We start from the raw sequence: 16164 nt of genomic DNA, 5'->3' as shown, positions 1-16164 counted from the left end.
TTGAAGCTCTGTAAATCAATATATCTTAGTGATGCTAATTTACAGCAAATTTTATTTGAATCACAATTTTCTGTCGGGGTGGGTTTAGCAGGATATCCTTTCGGTTTGAGCTAGAGATTGAAACAAAACCTGCCCTTAGAGTATCGTGTGGTCTATTCATTTGAAAATGGCTGTAATTTTGTCAGCACTTTTACAAGCCACAATTATTTTTAAGCATAGTTTACCAGAAGATGCATACTTATGACGACGAGTTTATCTAGAATCCAACAAGCTTTATTAAATTTTCTGTGTTAAGGTTAGGCTATCGAGAATTATTTTCGGCTATGTGATTGACCTTGCAAACACCTTCCGAATCTAAATCTCTACATCCTAATTGGATTTGGGAGATGTTTTATGTCAATCTATATCGGTAATTTATCTGATGAAGTTGAAGAAGTTGACCTCAAGCAGATGTTTTCAGAATATGGATCGGTTAAAAGAGTGCGAGTACCTGTAAACCGAGAAACTGGTGAAAAGAGAGGATTCGCTTTCATAGAAATGGGAACAGACGCTGAAGAAGCGGCAGCAATTGAAGGGCTGTTAGGTAGTGAATGGATGGGACGTAGCCTGAAAGTTAATAAAGCTATTACCAAAGTAGACAAAGATTCGTCATGCCGTTTTTAATGTGCCTATGGCGTTGGCAGCACTTGATATTCTGTTGAGTGTGCCACGCTTTTCTTCTACTGTAAGATTTCACTATTGTAATCGTACTGTAAATAACGAACGGCTTCAGAGCAATTCACAACTTTAGGTGACTCTAATACTTAGTACACAATTAGTGTATGAGGGGGTTATGGATTTACCTGAGAAATGAACTATTTTCTGGAGCGATACCTCCTTTAGAACCCCTATTCATGACAAGTTGTACTTTAGTTAACGGGTTCCATGCTCCCGTGAAGTTTATATGAATCGTGAAATTCCTACAGCTGTTTCACCCAACTTTGCTCGTTTTGTAGCTTCAGAACTAGAGCCAAATTCATTAAGAAAAAAAGACATAATTAAATGCTTAAAAGCTTTGGGAATGAAAAATCCAGAGATTTTAAACCTGAAGTGGAAAGAAGAATTGTGGAATCTACTGCAAACAGCCGCTAAATTGCCACCGCTGTCTTTAGCTAAACCTGCAACCTCTAAATACCAATTGAAAGTTCACGAGAATAACTGAACTCTAAACTTAATTGCAAGCTAAAAATTTGATAGGGAATATTTCTTGTAAAGCTCGTGAGGTTCAATGCATGGGCAGCATATTTTTTAATGCTTATATGACTGAAGAAGTGTGTTATGAAGCTCTTAGTTCAGGTTTTTAAGTTGATTCAGAAAAACCTATTGAACCAGATGAATTAATAGCAAATTTAGCTGATTTTGCTGGATAAATATTAAGAGCTAAAACTGTAATTCGAGGTGCGATCGCCCTACTCTAGGTGTAAGCTGATTGTCTAATAGGTTTAGGTGTAATGTAAGCGGAGTGAGACATGACAGCCTATTATGACACCATCGCCCAGCAGTATAAAAAATCCAAAGAATTGCCCTTTCGCCTACATATTGAGGCATATACATATTTTAATTTACTTGGCGATTTGACAGGAAAGACAGTCCTAGACTTGGCTTGCGGAGAAGGATTCTACACTAGACTATTCAAACGAAACGGCGCTGCACGGGTAGTAGGCGTGGAAATTTCTGAAAAAATGATGGAACTGGCAATCCAGGAAGAAGCCAGAGAACCGCAAGATATTGAATATATACTTGGTAATGTACTTGAACTTGGTAAAATTGGCAACTTTGATTTGGTGGTAGCTTCCTATCTGCTGAATTATTGCCAAACAAAAGAACAACTGCTCAAAGTTTGCCACAACATATTCGCCAACTTGAAGCCGGGAGGCCGTTTTGTAACTATTAATAATAATGGCGAACAACCTCCTGCGTCTTATCTCTTAACAGAAAAGTATGGATTTATTAAAAGTATAGGTGAATTGCTTCAGGAAGGCACACCCATAAAATACACAATTTATGCTGATGAGCAGAAATTCAGCTTTGATAACTATTACCTCAGCATAGCCACCCATGAATGGGCATTACGAAGTGCAGGTTTTACAGAGGTTCGCTGGCAAAAACCGAAAGTTTCTCCTCAAGGGATAGAGGAATTTGGGCAAGAGTTTTGGCAGGATTTTCTGGAATGTGTGCCTATCATTGCTATTGAATGTCTGTGATTTTCTGCTACACAAATTTTGGTGTAGAAACACGATATGTCGCGTCTCTACTCAGAAAATAGATTTTTGTAAGGTGGACATTGCCCACCCTACGGTTCTACACAGAGAACTCGGCAATTAAGGGCGATTTACGTTATACAAATAGTAATGAGGAACCGTCGTCAAAAACGTAACGCCCTGCGTCAATCCCTAGCGGTATTCCGCTATAGTGGGCGAGCGATCGCTTTAGTTTGGACTACTAGCCGTACCCTAACTATTAATCTTGCGATTTTAACTTTAGTGGCTGGTCTTTTACCAGCAGCTGTAGCCTACATTGGTAAATTAATTGTCGATGCAGTAATTTTCGCTTCTCAAAATCAAGCCGATAGCTATCGTCCCTTGCTATATGTGGGATTGGAAGCGACTGCTGTTGCCTTACTCACTGGTAGCCAAAGAGGGCTGACGGTTTGTCAGTCGCTGTTGCGGGTGTTACTCGGACAACGGGTGAATGAACTGATCTTAGAAAAAGCCATGAGTCTAGAACTTACGCAGTTTGAAGACTCGGAATTTTACGATAAAATGACCAATGCTCGGCGAGAAGCTTCGATTCGTCCCCTGTCACTAGTAAACCGCACCTTTGGCTTGGTACAAAGCGCCCTTTCACTTCTTACTTATGGGGCTTTGTTGGTGCAATTTTCGATTTGGGCAGTAGTGGTATTAATTTTGGCAGCAATGCCCGCATTTGTTGCGGAAACAAAATTTGCGGGGGAAGCTTTTCGCTTATTTCGCTGGCGGGCGCCGGAAACTCGTCAGCAGCACTATCTAGAGACATTGATTGCCAGAGAAGACTTCGCCAAAGAAGTGAAACTCTACCAACTCGGTGAAATGTTGCTGGAACGTTATCGCGACATCTTCTATCAACTTTATGACGAAGACCGCGACTTAACAATTCGGCGGGGAAAGTGGGGATATGTGCTGAGTTTGTTAAGTACTGCTGCATTTTACGTAGCATACGCTTGGATTGTTGTAGAAACTGTGGCGGGGAGAATTTCTTTAGGAGATATGACGATGTATCTTACTGTGTTTCGCCAAGGGCAAACTACCTTTTCTGGTATGCTGACTTCCATTGGGGGAATGTATGAGGACAATCTCTATCTTTCCAACCTCTACGAATTTCTAGAAGAGGAAGTACCAAAACCACAGGGGAAAGTAACCAAAGGCATCAATCCTAAAGATGGGATTCGCTTTGAGAACGTCACGTTTACCTATCCAGGAAGTTTGCAACCTGCCTTAAAAAATATTTCTTTCCACCTCAAACCCGGAGACAAATTAGCCATTGTTGGGGAAAACGGTTCTGGTAAGACTACTTTAATTAAACTCTTGACTAGACTTTACACCCCTGATTCTGGACACATTCGCTTTGAGGGTTTGGATTTGCAAGCATGGGATGTGGATGTGCTGCGGCGTCGCATCGGTGTAATTTTCCAGAACTTTGTCCGTTACCAATTTACGGTAGGAGAGAATATTGGTGTGGGCGATGTGGAACGCATCGAAAACAAGGAGCTTTGGGAAATTGCTGCCGAAAAGGGTATGGCACAACCTTTTATTGAAAAATTGCCCGCAGGTTTTAGCACTCAGTTAGGTAAATGGTTCAAAGGTGGGCAAGAACTTTCGGGCGGACAATGGCAGAAAATTGCCCTGGCTCGTGCTTTTATGCGAACTAACGCAGATATCTTGGTTTTGGATGAACCAACATCAGCGATGGATGCCCAAGCTGAATATGAAATTTTCAATCACTTTCGTACTTTAACGAAAAATCAAATGGTGATTTTAATTTCTCACCGTTTTTCTACAGTGCGGATGGCTGACAAAATTCTGGTGATTGAAGCCGGGGAGGTGGTAGAAGAGGGAACTCATGAGGAGTTGTTGCAGGCGAAAGGCAGATATGCCAGGCTGTTTTATTTGCAGGCGGCGGGGTATCAGTAATCATTCCAGCAAATCAAAACCCTTTTCTACTTTTAGTTTCCGATCAAATGTTGCTATTGTGGTGCATTCAGACTGTTGAGCGATCGCACCGATCAAATAGTCTGAAAAATCTGCATTTCCCTGCTTAAACCGCTGCAATGCTTGATAGACTAAAGACTGATTTTCAAATTCAAAACTTGAACATTGCAGCATCATTTCTAGAGTATTGCTAATTTCTCCCCTGCTAAAGTGATAAGGTTTTCCTCGCAAAACCCAGACTAATTCACAAAGGACTATATTAGCAACAAAACATTGCTCTCCTGCTTCGATCATCTCACTCGCTTGTTGCCACTGCTTTTCATCATCTTTTGTCAAGTAGCGAACTAAAATATTTGTATCAACTCCAATCACTTGCACCGTCTCTGATAGCTTCTTCCATTTCCTCTAATGTTGCGGCAGTCATATCCGGACGGTGCAAGATTCCAGATAAGCTTTTCAGAGGGACATTCAGGGGAATAAGTTTCACTGTCCCATCTTCATTAATAACAAAATCAACCTTGCTACCTGCGTCAAGATGGAGATAGTCTCTAATTTCTTTTGGAATAGTTACTTGTCCTTTTGTGGTGATGGTAGCACTAGCCATTACTCACATTCCTTACATAAGTTCCTTACTTGAGTATAACGTCTATTACCGTTTTCTCGTCTTTCAATTCTGTTGAAAAGTCGGGGATTTTAGTACTAGTAGGGTGGGTTAGGCACACGATAAAACTCGATTTTAAATTATGAAACGATGTTTGTGCCGTAACCCACCACTTCTTGCAGGTGCCATAAACTATGCCAGTTGCTACAGTATAGAGAATTTTCTTGTAGAAGGAGAGTGAATACTCGTTGACGAGGTTCTAATACTCATCGTTGAAGTTCAAAGACTTGCCAGCGAAGCTCAAACATTCGTTCATCTCTCTCAAACACTCGCCAGCGAAGCTTAAATACTCGTTCATCTCTCTCAAACACTCGCCAGCGAAGCTTAAATACTCGTTCATCTCTCTCAAACACTCGCCAGCGAAGCTTAAATACTCGTTCACGAGATTTTGAGACTCATCAATGACGGGTTATTTGGTTGCCAGCACACAGAAACCCTGATCTGTCTCTACCAAATGTGTCTCAGTAAAGCCAGCCGCCGTGAGCATCTCGGACAATCCAGTACTCGATTGCCCAGAATGAGAAGTAAACCCAAGTGCAATCTTGCCACCCACATCCATCACCCGCCATATTTCCAGCAGTCCAGCCATTGCATCTGACCAAACTTGCATAGAATTGATCGCTAAAGCTTTATCAAATGTGTCATCTGCAAACGGTAGTTTTTCAACTGAACCATACTGAAGTGCGACTAAGCCTGTCTCAATTGCTTTTGCATTCCGCACTCTGGCTTGCTTAACCATTTCTTTTGAATAGTCAACGCCCGCAATATACCCTCTTGAAACCGTAGCTGCTAGAATCTCAATCCCCACCCCAGGGCCAAATCCAACTTCTAGCACTTTGTCATCCGGCTGAACTTCAAGGAGATTAATCACCCATTGAGTGAAATCGCGCTTTGTGCGGGCTAAAATAAAACCTCCTAACCGACCTAGTATACCTTTGGGTCGTCCAAACATTTGCATCAAAAGACTGTCTACAATATTTAAATGCTGGTGCTGCTGGTTATTTTGCATAGTCTTGACTGTCTCCTTCAATAACGTTTATGAGCGATCATCAGTTTTTCTTGGCGTAGTATAGTAGCGATCGCTAACAGCTATTGATTTTGTTCGTCTCTATCGTGATCGGGATGCCAATCAGCCTCCACTACCTTTTGATAGAGCTTGTTGATAAAGGTTAATTCTTCTCCAAACCCTACCTTCTCTAAATACCATGCCCGCTTGAATGCTTATGATTGCTCCATCCAATTCAAAGGGAATACTGAAATTATAGTAATTTTTCAGTATAGTAATCAATGAGAATTGTGGCGCAAACCAGTAGTAGACTGGCAATGAAGCACCTACCAATAGGTCATTGGTGGCAAGGAGGTTTGCTTCTTACCTTTGGCTTGATTGGTATATTTTATGGAATATTTTATACGCCTATTTCAGCTAGCTTGAAATGCGATCGCCCTGCCCCTAGTCAAATTAACTGTGAACTGCGGCGATTTTATGTGCTGAGGGGTATGGAAAAGCTGAGAATTTACGATCCTCAACAGGCAAATGTTATCACCACTAGTGGCAGTAAGGGATATAAAAAGCATAAGGTGGTGATTGTAACTGCAATCAAAGAATTTGAGTTTCTACCATCTAGTAGCAGTCATAAAAATAATCAGCAAGTCGCTTCTCAAATTAATAACTTTATCTACTCTCAGCAACAATCTCTATTCTTAAGTCAACACTATTGGTATGATTACTCTTTCTTAGTTTTTACGATTATTGTTTTTCTAGGGTTTGGTATTTTCTTCGTAACGACACCTATAGTTGAATGTACTTTTTACAAAAGTCTCAATAAGGTAATTATAGAGCGCAAAGGTTTACGTACAAGACAAGTTCTTGAATATCCCTTAATTAATATTTCACGGGTTGATATTCAAGAAAAAAAAGTGCGTTATGTCAAATTTTACCGTCCAGTACTGGTTTTAATATCTCTCGAACAAATACCAATTCACAAAGACTATACTAACGAAATAAATACTCAAAATTCTATTCATAGCATACGTAGCTTTCTTGTTCAAGGATAAATAAACTCTCACAAAATACTTAAATACACAGACTTTTCATGCTTTTGATTAGTAACACCTTAAACTGTAGGATGCATGAAAGCAGTGCGTTACGGCTATTTCTCATTCTCTTAAACTCTCAAATTATTGCATAGCCGTAACACACCCTACTTACTACTTACAAAATTCTTTTTGAATTCCCAAGTTTTACTTCTCTCTGAAGGAGTATTTATTACATTTGCATAGGGAGATTAAGACTTAATTATTAAGTATTATTACTCTCAGAATTTTATTAAAAATACACTGCAAATTTTTATACAAATTTGCTTATATTCTGCTAAAGTAGAGACGCAAAATTTTGTGTCTCTACTTTGTTGATATAGTTGAAAAATTAACTCAATCTTAAGGTTGTCTTAATAAAAAGGATACCCCAAACACTGATCCCCGCGTAAATATATAAAAAGAAAAAAATACTACTTCAAAAACATCACTATTCAGGGAAAATAACATCCTTAAAATTGAACTTCTTCCTAAAGTAATTTGCAATAACTTCTCTAAAGGAGGTGAGATTAAATGCTTTGTGACGACTGTCAACGCAAGAAAATTTGTCCGCCTGCATTAATTGCAAAAAATGATCCGCAGTTGCAAAAGATGCTTGAACGTCTGCGAAGATGTGAATTGCGTACCGTAGATGAAAACTAGGTTGACAAAGCGATCGCTAATATTTGATTTGTGAATCATTTCCCAAAGATAATTGTTCGCTCATACCCAGAAAATTAAGATGATGTTGGGATAGCAGCAATTTCATGCAAAGCTTGCAATAATCGCTGAATTTCTTCCACTGTGTTGTAATGTACTAGTCCTATCCGCAGCAAACCGCCACTAGCTTCTACTCCTAACCTCTCAGTAAGATTGATTGCATAGAAATGGCCGTGCCAAGTAAAAATACCGCGATCTCCTAATGCTTTAGCAACGGAGTAAGGAGTTTGCCTCGCCAGTGTAATTGCCACGGTTGGTGTGCGCCAAGTAAAACGTTCTGGCTCGGTAATGCCATATAAAGTCAAGCCAGAAATCTCCAACAGTCCAGAAATTAGCTGGTTGCTCAATTCGAGTTCGTATTGTTGGATTGCACTCATCGCAGTTACTAAAGCAGCACGCCGACTGGGATAGGAAGTTGATTGAGTTGGGGGACACCGGAATGCTTCCCATTTTCCTGTATCAGCCTCTAGGAGAGTAGAAAGTAACTCGCTTCCTAGTGTGGGTGAGACATGACAACCAATTTTCGCTAGATAGTTAATTGCCGCTATCATCCCCGCCAACCCTTCGTGGTTGAGGGTGCCAGTTTCCCAGCGTGATGGCACTTCATCTGATGCAGGGCGTACTTTATAAGGTTGCAGACGGGCAAGATGCTCGCGCTTGCCATAAACAATACCGACATGAGAGCCAAAAAATTTATACGCCGAACAGGCGAGAAAATCGCAGTCGAGCGATCGCACGTCAATTGGGGCGTGGGGTGCGTAGTGAACTGCATCAACAAAAACCAAGGCTCCAACTGTGCGAGCAAGGCGTACCACCTTTGCTATGTCGTTGATTGTACCCACGGCGTTAGAAGCATATCCAACTGCTACTAGGCGCGTACGAGGATTAATTTGCTGTTCTAAATCGTTCCAATCGAGCGTGCAATCTGTAACATTAATATCGACAAAGCGGACTGTAACACCGCACTCCGCCAAGGCACACCAAGGAGAAATATTGGCATCATGGTCGAGTCGCGTCACAATAATTTCATCACCGGGCTGGAGTTCACGAGCGATCGCTCGACTTAAAGTGAAGGTGAGGGTAGTCATGTTCGCACCGAATACCACTTCATCGCGATCGCAACCGAGAAAATCGGCGATCGCCACACGAGCGGAGTCAATCAGCAAATCTGTACGCGCACTTGTCGCAAAAGCCCCGTGAGCATTGGCATTTGATCTCACCAGATAATCGCCCATTGCATCTATTACCGAGCCAGGCACTTGAGTACCCCCAGGCCCGTCAAAGAAAACTGCGGGTTGTCCGTTGATTTCTTGCGTGAGTGCAGGAAACTGAGCACGTATCCATTTAATGTCAAGAGGCGTTTTCATCTGCAAACTCCTAGCTCCTGGGCTAGAAATATCTTAGTGTATTATTCACAACATAGTTTCAAGAATCATATCCTCCTCGATTAGAGGCTGGTATTCTTGGCTAGAAAAGGGGTGGAAGCCGTCTTTGCATTGAGCATTTATGTTACACAGCAGCCGAAACTGGAGTGGTGTTGGGGGTCGATTGACACGCTCTACACGCAAATCTACTAAACTGGGATCTTGCCAAAGAAGCTTAAAAAGCTCACCTCGTAAATATCGCGGATAATACCCTACGATGTAGTGATCCTCCGTGTTTAAAGTCAAAGCTTGGGAATCGTATGGGTTTTGAAATTCATGAGACAACCATAATTTCTCTTCAGGCACAAAGAGATTAATCCGCTCAATTGCACATTGTGGTAGGTGTCTTAGCCCGTGCGAGAAAAAGTGAAAATGATACCGTCCGTTTGAATCTGGCTCTGGACGCGGAAAAACTGTGAGAGTGTCCGTTTCTCGTTGCCCACCACTGCGGGCTAGCATTGCGATCGGATCGTCTTCATGTTCCGGAATATTCAACCATTGAATAAAACTTGAGTAATCAGGACGTGAACGAGGCATCAACCGATTAGAGAATACGGGAAATAACTGAGTTGATGTGTATACTTTATTTAATTCCGGAAAGGATGACAAAGGTTCAAAACCGCATTTTTGTTGAGCTTCTTTCACTCCTTGCGTGTAGACAAACTGGTAGCTCATGCCATCAAACGTCAACCTACCAATGGGAAAACAGGAGCGAGTGTTAGGATCTTGCCAAGCCAAAAATAGTGTTTTGGGTGTCTTCATGGTAATGACTCCCTCAAAGTAAATAGCCTGTATTGATTAAATTCAAGAATCTTTTGGGCAAACTCTGCGGCAATGGATGAGATGTGGGCGTTAGGAATACGACTAAAAATAGTTAATATATTCGCTTTTGAGACGCTTTCAAGACGTTCAAGCCATATATGGGCTGCTTGAGGGTAAGCATGAGCAACTTGGTAGAACAGATCAAAAGTTTTAAGGGGCTTTTTGTCATCAACACTACTATAAAACGCAGAAAAACATTTGTTTGCATATGCCTCTGATGAACGTTTCTGCCTTTGTTCATCAGAGAGATCGCGCCCAAGGCTGGAAGCGTGATCGTAAGTAGGTGCTAAGTGTACAGTTTCTCCTGAAGTAGCCCAATCCTCGCCTAAATTTTGTCGGGCTTGTTTATACAGACAACGACCAAGTTCTTGATGCTGAAACCAAAACTTATATTTGCTCCCCATCATCTCATTCTTAGAAAGCTCATAATGTGCTTCTGTAACAACAATGACGGGAAATTCGGGAGCAAAGTTCATTAGGTTATTTAACAATGAATATTGTTGATATTACGCTGGAATGTGGTTTTCAACCTGCAAAATCCAATTGCCGGAATCACTCCTAAAATAGTTGCCGTAAAGACTTGTCCAGATAAATACAATATTTCAGGGCGGTTTGGTTCTGGAATGAGAAATTGTACTTGAGAAAATAACCAAACTAAGATACTAACTGAGCAATAAGAAATTGAGGGCAAAAAACTCCACCACCAAGCGCCTGTGGTGTATCTGCGCAGTACTAGCCATTGCAAAAAGCCTAGCCAAATTCCAGAAAGGATATACGCAATGGTTGACAAAGCTGCAAAAAAAACCATTTCTCGAAAAGATAAAGTTTTATTTAATGATGCGGCTATTGATGAAATGTGGTTAATCCATGCTCCGGATACGCTATTGGCAGCTAACCAACCTGTACTAGTGGCAAATATCCACAACCAAACAGATAGATAGTGGCGCAGGGCGATCGCTTGAGCAGCAGCAAAAATCACCGCAAAAACAGCACTACTGAGAAAATGCACTTGCAAAATATTTGATGGGAGCGATCGCAGGAGAGTTTTTTCTATAAAAATACTGGCAATGCCACCTACAACCCATCCAAGCAGTGTCATAAAAGTAAATTGGAGGACAAATTTCTGTCGTTGCGCTCGTGGGATCAGTAGTTTTAGTATTCCATGTAAATGAGATACTTGTTCAATTGAGGTATTTACTGGCGTTTGATTTGGATGTGTTTTCATCAGAAGTCAATTGCAAAGGCTATTTAGGGGTAAATACTAGAAAATTAGATATTTTTTAAGATAAATAGGATACAAATAATCGAAAAATAAAATTTATATTTTTCAAGCGCTTTCTAATGAAGGCAGAGGGCAGACGCGTCCCCGCGTCTGCCCTCTGCCGTATGCCTTTTGCCTTTCCTTATCATTACCTATGGCAGATTGTCTGAGGAATTGTAGTTCGGATTTAATGAGATTAGCCATGTCCATGTATGTATACGGGTAATAGCTCAATGAAGCGTGACAGAACGGGCAAATTTATCCGCAATTGGGACTCTGAGCCAAAACAGGCAGTGAATTTATCGCTGACTCCGACGGCTTGGCAAGTTCTTCAGCAGCAAGCATGTGAATATGGCATTTCTCGTTCTGAATTGGTGGAACGTTATGCTCGGAGCTTGCAATCTGGTTGCGGCAATGATTTTAATGAAAATGAACAAGTCGAGGAAACGCGACAGCCAAGCGATCGCAACTCAGAGAATAATTTAGAGGTATTAATTGCACAAAGAGATGCTCTGCAAACACAAGTCGAGCAATTACAAGAAACTATTGAGGTTTTGCACAAGCAAAATCAAAATCAAATAGCACCAGGCGATCGCAAAGTTGTTGATATTCTTGAAAGTATTAGCGATGCATTTATTGTATTTGATCGCGAATGGCGCTATACCTACGTCAATCAGGCAACTGTTCGTCTGCTGAAAAAGAGCAAGGAAGAACTGATCGGGCAATGCATTTGGGATTTGTTTCCCGATTTATGCGGCACCAACCTAGAGCGAATGTTAAAAAAAGCGGTAGATGAACAAACCGCTTTTGTTTTTGAAGATTATTATGCTTCCCTTGACACTTGGGGGGAAGTTCATGTTTACCCTTCGACTGATGGGCTTTCCCTGTTTGTTCGCGATGTAACTGAACGCAAGCGGGCTGAGGAAGCTCAAGACAACCAACGCCAATGGCTAGAAGCAGTACTCAATTTATTACCAATTCCTTTAATATTTGTTGAACCAGAAACGGCTCGATTTACTTTCTTCAACCAAGAAGTAAAACAGATGGCTGGGAGTGAGATTCCCAGCGATCGCCCGGCAGGGGTGTACGATGTAAACTTTTACTGCACTGATGCGACAGGGCGACTGATTCCGCCCGATCAACTTCCGGCAGTTCGGGTGGCACGAGGTGAGAAGATTGATGGAGAAGAATTGAACTGGCACACTCCAAACGGCGTGTATCCGCTACTGGTTTATGGCGATATTTTACCCGCGATGCATGATCGTCCCGCAATTGGTGCGATCGTGTTTCAGGATATTCGCGATCGCAAGCAGGTGGAGTCGCAACTGCAACAAAGCCACCGCTTCATTCAACAAGTTGCCGATGCCACACCTGGGCTTTTATATGTTTATGACTTGATTGAGCAGCGTAATGTCTACGTGAATTGCCAGATTACAGAAGTATTAGGTTACACTCCAACACAAGTTCAAGCAATGGGTAGCCAGTTATTCGCCCAGTTAATGCATCCAGATGATTTTGCAACTCTTCCTGCTCAAATAGAACGTTTAAATCAAGCACAAGACGGAGAAATTATCGAGCTAGAGTATCGAATGCGCCATGCCAATGGTGAATGGCATTGGCTTTTGAGTCGGGATTTAGTTTTTACCCGTACTGATGATGGTTTACCTTCTCAAATCATAGGCATCTCCCATGATATTACTGAGCGCAAACGAGCAGAAGCAGCTCTGCGGCAGGCAGAGGAACGACTGCAACTTGCTCTGTCTTCTGCCCAAATCATTGCCTGGGATGTGGATTTACAAACAAATTACATCATGTGTTCTCCCAATGCTCTTGATGTTTGGGGGCTGCAAGAGGGTACAGCAGAAGAACTTTTCGCTATTCTCCACCCAGAGGATAAGCAAAGTGTGGCACAAGCCTATGAACGTGCGCTGGCTGGAGAAGAATCTTTTACCCAGGAATACCGAGTCATTTGTCCAGATGGATCTGTACGATGGTTCCACGATTTAGGACGAGTTTATCTTAATGCTGATGGTCAAGCAGTACGCATGGTGGGAGTATCAGTAGATATAAGCGATCGCAAGCAAGCAGAAGTAGCCCTACACATAACTCAAGAACGTTATCGCTCATTGGCAGAATCCTTACCGCAACTCGTGTGTACGGCACGTATAGATGGCAGGGCAGATTACTGCAATCAAAGCTGGATTGAATACACAGGGCTAGGGTTAGCTCAAACTCAAGGCTTTGGATGGCTCCAGGCTATTCATATCGACGATCGCTCGTCAGCCATTACTCAATCGATGCAAGCATTAAGAACTGGTAACCCCTACTCAATCGAACTCCGGTTGAGGCGAGCGGATGGTGTTTACCATTGGCACTTAGCCAGAATCGTCACAATCAAATCTGAGGATGGTAATGTTGTTGGCTGGTTGGGAACCGCAACGGATATTAACGAGCAAAAACACACTGAGCAAACTCAACGTTTTCTAGCTCAGGCATCGCAAACCTTTGCCGCAGCTAACTTAGATTTGCAAAATATTTTAGACACTATTACTCGACTAGTCAGTGAATTTACAGGTGATGTTTGTACGTTAAGCTTGGTTTCTGAAGATGGGCAATGGCTTGCTCCCGTCTCTTTTTATCACATTGATTCACGAGTTCGAGAACTGATTAGTGAACTGCTGAAAAATTATCCTCGCCGTGCAGATCAAGGTATAGGCGGGCGAGTTATGCAAACGGGAGAAGCAATACTAATCACAGCAACATCGCCACAAGAGTTAAGTGACGAAATCAAATCAGATTACCAACTTGAGTTTGAGCGTTTTAAAGTTTGCAGTATGTTGCTTGTGCCACTGAAGGTACAAGGGCAAACGATGGGAATATTAAGCCTGAGCCGCCATTATCCAGGACAACCTCACAATCATGATGACCAAATTTTAATACAAGACTTGGCAGATCGAGCGGCAATGGCGATCGCTAATGCACGACTATACGAAGCTCAACAACGAGCCAGAGCCGAAGCTGAAGCTGCAAATCGTACCAAAGATGAATTTCTCGCTGTTCTCTCCCACGAACTACGAACTCCTCTCAACCCGATTTTAGGTTGGACAAAATTATTACGCAGGGGCAAAATTGATACCAGCAAAACAGCATTAGCCTTAGAGACAATCGAGCGTAACGCCAAGCTACAAGCCCAACTCATTGAAGATTTGCTCGACATCTCCCGTATCCTGCAAGGCAAGTTAATTTTAAATTCTTGTCAGGTGGATTTAATCTCAACACTAAATGCCGCGATTGAGACAGTACGTTTGGCAGCCGAAGCCAAAGCAATTCATATTGAAACTAACTTTGCCGCAGGTATAGACAATGTTTTAGGCGATGCTGGGCGTTTGCAGCAAGTCTTCTGGAATTTGATCTCAAATGCAGTCAAGTTTACACCTACAGGTGGTCGAGTTAAAATTCAATTAGAGATATTAGGCTCACAAGCGCAAGTTCAAGTGCAAGACACAGGCAGAGGCATAAATCCTGAATTTTTGCCTTACGTCTTCGATTATTTTCGCCAAAGTGATAGCAGTATCACTCGTACTTTTGGCGGTTTAGGGTTAGGGCTAGCGATCGCTCGTCATATTGTAGAATTGCACGGGGGAACTATCGCCGCAGCAAGCCCAGGAATTGGACAAGGAGCTACGTTCACTGTTCGTTTGCCTTTGACGCTCACGCCAACCCCAGTCGTTGAGGAAGTAGCATTAACGCCAGGCACTCTTAGCTTACAAGGAATTCAAGTACTAGCTGTAGATGACGAAGCAGACAATCTGGAATTAATCGCCTTTGTTCTCAAACAAGCTGGTGCTACAGTCATCTGTGCTGCTTCTGCACCAGAGGTTCTGCAAATCCTGAATCAAACTCAGCCCGATATTTTACTTAGTGATATTGGTATGCCGCAAATGGATGGCTATACACTGCTACGCCAAATTAGAGCTATGCCCTCACAAGGACAAATTCCAGCAATTGCCCTGACAGCCTATGCAGGAGAAAGTGATCAACAGCAGATACTTGCAGCTGGATTTAGGTTGCATATTCCTAAACCAGTCGATCCAGAAGTATTAGTCAAGGCGATCGCTCAGGTTGTACGTCCAAGCTAATAATCAGGTTGCTATATGGTAATTTCATGTTTGATACCATCAAATTGATTAAATATTGAGCGATGGGATGAATAACCAAATTCATCATTACGTTCATAATATTGTTGAATCCAATTCTGTAAAAAATCAAAAGTTTGTGCCTGTTCTTCAGGTGATTGGAATTTATGCGCCTCCCAAGGGCGATTGCGGTTATTTTCAAGACACTTATCAATGCCAGGATTAAGGAAATAAATTTCAGTAGAGAATTCAAGAGCAATTTTGAGTAGCGTAGTATAGCAACCTTCAATTACCCAAGCAGTATTCTTTTCTATGAAGTCTCGCAGATCTCTAACTGAATCTTCGTGATTGCGCCGTATGGCAATTTGCTTGGCTTCCCACGCAATAGTATCGAGATCGAGAACTGGAATGCCGAAGTCTTTGCCAAGTTTATTGGCAAGAGTGCTTTTGCCGGAACCGGAATTGCCAAATATTAAAAATCGATGCATAACGATGATTTAGTAAAGAGCGATCGCGTAACGTACTGGAGATATTAGCTGCTGGTAAATGCTCAAATATTTTTCTAAGTAAGTAGACATAATTTGTTCTTAGTAAGCGATTTATCGTTCTGCATAGTAATTTTAAGCGGTTAGAACTGCTTACTACGAACTTTTTAGTCAGATTTATCTGACTTTGGCTTTTAGCCAAGAAATAAATTTCTTGGCGGATAAGAGCGTAGATACAAGATATGAGATAACCAATTTTGTACTATTTTCGGTTGTTTATTTTCCCTCTCAGCAAAATCTTATTTATTTATCAGTTTATTTATCTATCTCTTAGCTGCAAATTAAATCTAGTTTCT

17 protein-coding genes are annotated in these 16164 nt (G+C 41.8%); 7 read left to right on the top strand and 10 right to left on the bottom strand.

From position 1 onward, the window contains the following. The first annotated feature begins 393 nt into the window (after positions 1-393). The 4 genes from U2718_RS10625 to U2718_RS10610 all read left to right on the top strand — a co-directional run bounded on the left by U2718_RS10625 (position 394) and on the right by U2718_RS10610 (position 4208). The gene (locus tag U2718_RS10625) at positions 394-663 is read left to right on the top strand and encodes an RNA-binding protein (RefSeq protein WP_342003191.1); all 270 of its coding nucleotides are present in this window, start codon (positions 394-396) and stop codon (positions 661-663) included. A 280-nt stretch (positions 664-943) separates the two neighbouring features. Next, positions 944-1201: a hypothetical protein gene (locus tag U2718_RS10620; protein WP_342003192.1), complete on the top strand. Its 258-nt coding sequence runs from the start codon at positions 944-946 to the stop codon at positions 1199-1201. Between the two features lie 307 nt (positions 1202-1508). Next, positions 1509-2243 (top strand): class I SAM-dependent methyltransferase, encoded by a 735-nt coding sequence (locus U2718_RS10615; RefSeq protein ID WP_342003193.1) that lies wholly within the window; start codon positions 1509-1511, stop codon positions 2241-2243. Between the two features lie 147 nt (positions 2244-2390). Next, entirely contained in the window at positions 2391-4208 is a 1818-nt protein-coding gene (locus U2718_RS10610) for an ABC transporter ATP-binding protein (protein ID WP_342003194.1), read from the top strand. Here U2718_RS10610 and U2718_RS10605 read toward each other — a convergent pair whose 3' ends face one another. The 4 genes from U2718_RS10605 to U2718_RS10590 form a co-directional block, all read right to left on the bottom strand. After that, positions 4209-4598 carry a type II toxin-antitoxin system VapC family toxin gene (locus U2718_RS10605; protein WP_342003239.1) on the bottom strand — a complete coding sequence of 130 codons (390 nt, stop codon included), beginning with the start codon at positions 4596-4598 and terminating at the stop codon, positions 4209-4211. Beyond that, on the bottom strand, positions 4585-4830 hold the full coding sequence (locus tag U2718_RS10600; RefSeq protein WP_342003195.1) for an AbrB/MazE/SpoVT family DNA-binding domain-containing protein: 246 nt from the start codon (positions 4828-4830) through the stop codon (positions 4585-4587). Before U2718_RS10600 ends, U2718_RS10605 begins: the two co-directional genes overlap by 14 nt. A 263-nt stretch (positions 4831-5093) precedes the next feature. Further along, positions 5094-5240 (bottom strand): hypothetical protein, encoded by a 147-nt coding sequence (locus U2718_RS10595; protein WP_342003196.1) that lies wholly within the window; start codon positions 5238-5240, stop codon positions 5094-5096. Positions 5241-5296: 56 nt separating this feature from the next. After that, positions 5297-5896 (bottom strand): class I SAM-dependent methyltransferase, encoded by a 600-nt coding sequence (locus tag U2718_RS10590; RefSeq protein ID WP_342003197.1) that lies wholly within the window; start codon positions 5894-5896, stop codon positions 5297-5299. Positions 5897-6210: 314 nt separating this feature from the next. Between U2718_RS10590 and U2718_RS10585 the strand changes: the two genes are divergently transcribed. Beyond that, on the top strand, positions 6211-6942 hold the full coding sequence (locus U2718_RS10585) for a hypothetical protein (protein WP_411813265.1): 732 nt from the start codon (positions 6211-6213) through the stop codon (positions 6940-6942). Positions 6943-7494: 552 nt separating this feature from the next. Continuing rightward, positions 7495-7623, top strand: coding sequence for a hypothetical protein (locus U2718_RS10580; protein WP_342003199.1), 129 nt, complete (start codon positions 7495-7497; stop codon positions 7621-7623). Between the two features lie 74 nt (positions 7624-7697). Here U2718_RS10580 and U2718_RS10575 read toward each other — a convergent pair whose 3' ends face one another. The 5 genes from U2718_RS10575 to U2718_RS10555 all read right to left on the bottom strand — a co-directional run bounded on the left by U2718_RS10575 (position 7698) and on the right by U2718_RS10555 (position 11391). Next, a complete protein-coding gene (locus U2718_RS10575; RefSeq protein ID WP_342003200.1) occupies positions 7698-9047 on the bottom strand; it encodes a cysteine desulfurase-like protein in 1350 nt (449 codons plus the stop codon). A gap of 45 nt (positions 9048-9092) precedes the next feature. After that, positions 9093-9866, bottom strand: a complete 774-nt coding sequence (locus tag U2718_RS10570; protein ID WP_342003201.1) for an HIRAN domain-containing protein — start codon at positions 9864-9866, stop codon at positions 9093-9095. Beyond that, on the bottom strand, positions 9863-10402 hold the full coding sequence (locus U2718_RS10565; RefSeq protein WP_342003202.1) for a hypothetical protein: 540 nt from the start codon (positions 10400-10402) through the stop codon (positions 9863-9865). Before U2718_RS10565 ends, U2718_RS10570 begins: the two co-directional genes overlap by 4 nt. Before the next feature lie 8 nt (positions 10403-10410). Continuing rightward, positions 10411-11025, bottom strand: a complete 615-nt coding sequence (locus tag U2718_RS10560) for a hypothetical protein (protein WP_342003240.1) — start codon at positions 11023-11025, stop codon at positions 10411-10413. 228 nt (positions 11026-11253) lie between these two features. Then, positions 11254-11391 carry a hypothetical protein gene (locus U2718_RS10555; protein WP_342003203.1) on the bottom strand — a complete coding sequence of 46 codons (138 nt, stop codon included), beginning with the start codon at positions 11389-11391 and terminating at the stop codon, positions 11254-11256. 29 nt (positions 11392-11420) lie between these two features. Here U2718_RS10555 and U2718_RS10550 point away from each other — a divergent pair, with 29 nt between their 5' ends. Further along, the gene (locus tag U2718_RS10550) at positions 11421-15326 is read left to right on the top strand and encodes a PAS domain S-box protein (protein ID WP_342003204.1); all 3906 of its coding nucleotides are present in this window, start codon (positions 11421-11423) and stop codon (positions 15324-15326) included. 11 nt (positions 15327-15337) lie between these two features. On the opposite strand, the gene U2718_RS10545 is transcribed toward U2718_RS10550, so the two are convergent. Then, on the bottom strand, positions 15338-15811 hold the full coding sequence (locus tag U2718_RS10545) for a shikimate kinase (RefSeq protein WP_342003205.1): 474 nt from the start codon (positions 15809-15811) through the stop codon (positions 15338-15340). Between the last annotated feature and the right edge of the window lie 353 nt (positions 15812-16164).

Origin of the sequence: Chlorogloeopsis sp. ULAP02 (genome assembly GCF_038404745.2) — a bacterium.
In the GTDB taxonomy this organism is placed as follows: domain Bacteria; phylum Cyanobacteriota; class Cyanobacteriia; order Cyanobacteriales; family Nostocaceae; genus Chlorogloeopsis.
The sequence above is the reverse complement of the archived record's forward strand: the minus strand, read 5'-3'. Positions and strand labels throughout refer to the sequence as shown.

Excerpts from the sequence above, each read along its gene's own strand:
- U2718_RS10625 (WP_342003191.1), top strand. The coding sequence starts at position 394 with ATGTCAATCTATATCGGTAATTTATCTGATGAAGTTGAAGAAGTTGAC.
- U2718_RS10620 (WP_342003192.1), top strand. The coding sequence starts at position 944 with ATGAATCGTGAAATTCCTACAGCTGTTTCACCCAACTTTGCTCGTTTT.
- U2718_RS10615 (WP_342003193.1), top strand. The coding sequence starts at position 1,509 with ATGACAGCCTATTATGACACCATCGCCCAGCAGTATAAAAAATCCAAA.
- U2718_RS10610 (WP_342003194.1), top strand. The coding sequence starts at position 2,391 with ATGAGGAACCGTCGTCAAAAACGTAACGCCCTGCGTCAATCCCTAGCG.
- U2718_RS10600 (WP_342003195.1), bottom strand. The coding sequence starts at position 4,830 with ATGGCTAGTGCTACCATCACCACAAAAGGACAAGTAACTATTCCAAAA.
- U2718_RS10590 (WP_342003197.1), bottom strand. The coding sequence starts at position 5,896 with ATGCAAAATAACCAGCAGCACCAGCATTTAAATATTGTAGACAGTCTT.
- U2718_RS10585 (WP_411813265.1), top strand. The coding sequence starts at position 6,211 with ATGAAGCACCTACCAATAGGTCATTGGTGGCAAGGAGGTTTGCTTCTT.
- U2718_RS10580 (WP_342003199.1), top strand. The coding sequence starts at position 7,495 with ATGCTTTGTGACGACTGTCAACGCAAGAAAATTTGTCCGCCTGCATTA.
- U2718_RS10575 (WP_342003200.1), bottom strand. The coding sequence starts at position 9,047 with ATGAAAACGCCTCTTGACATTAAATGGATACGTGCTCAGTTTCCTGCA.
- U2718_RS10570 (WP_342003201.1), bottom strand. The coding sequence starts at position 9,866 with ATGAAGACACCCAAAACACTATTTTTGGCTTGGCAAGATCCTAACACT.
- U2718_RS10565 (WP_342003202.1), bottom strand. The coding sequence starts at position 10,402 with ATGAACTTTGCTCCCGAATTTCCCGTCATTGTTGTTACAGAAGCACAT.
- U2718_RS10560 (WP_342003240.1), bottom strand. The coding sequence starts at position 11,025 with ATGACACTGCTTGGATGGGTTGTAGGTGGCATTGCCAGTATTTTTATA.
- U2718_RS10555 (WP_342003203.1), bottom strand. The coding sequence starts at position 11,391 with ATGGCTAATCTCATTAAATCCGAACTACAATTCCTCAGACAATCTGCC.
- U2718_RS10550 (WP_342003204.1), top strand. The coding sequence starts at position 11,421 with ATGAAGCGTGACAGAACGGGCAAATTTATCCGCAATTGGGACTCTGAG.
- U2718_RS10545 (WP_342003205.1), bottom strand. The coding sequence starts at position 15,811 with ATGCATCGATTTTTAATATTTGGCAATTCCGGTTCCGGCAAAAGCACT.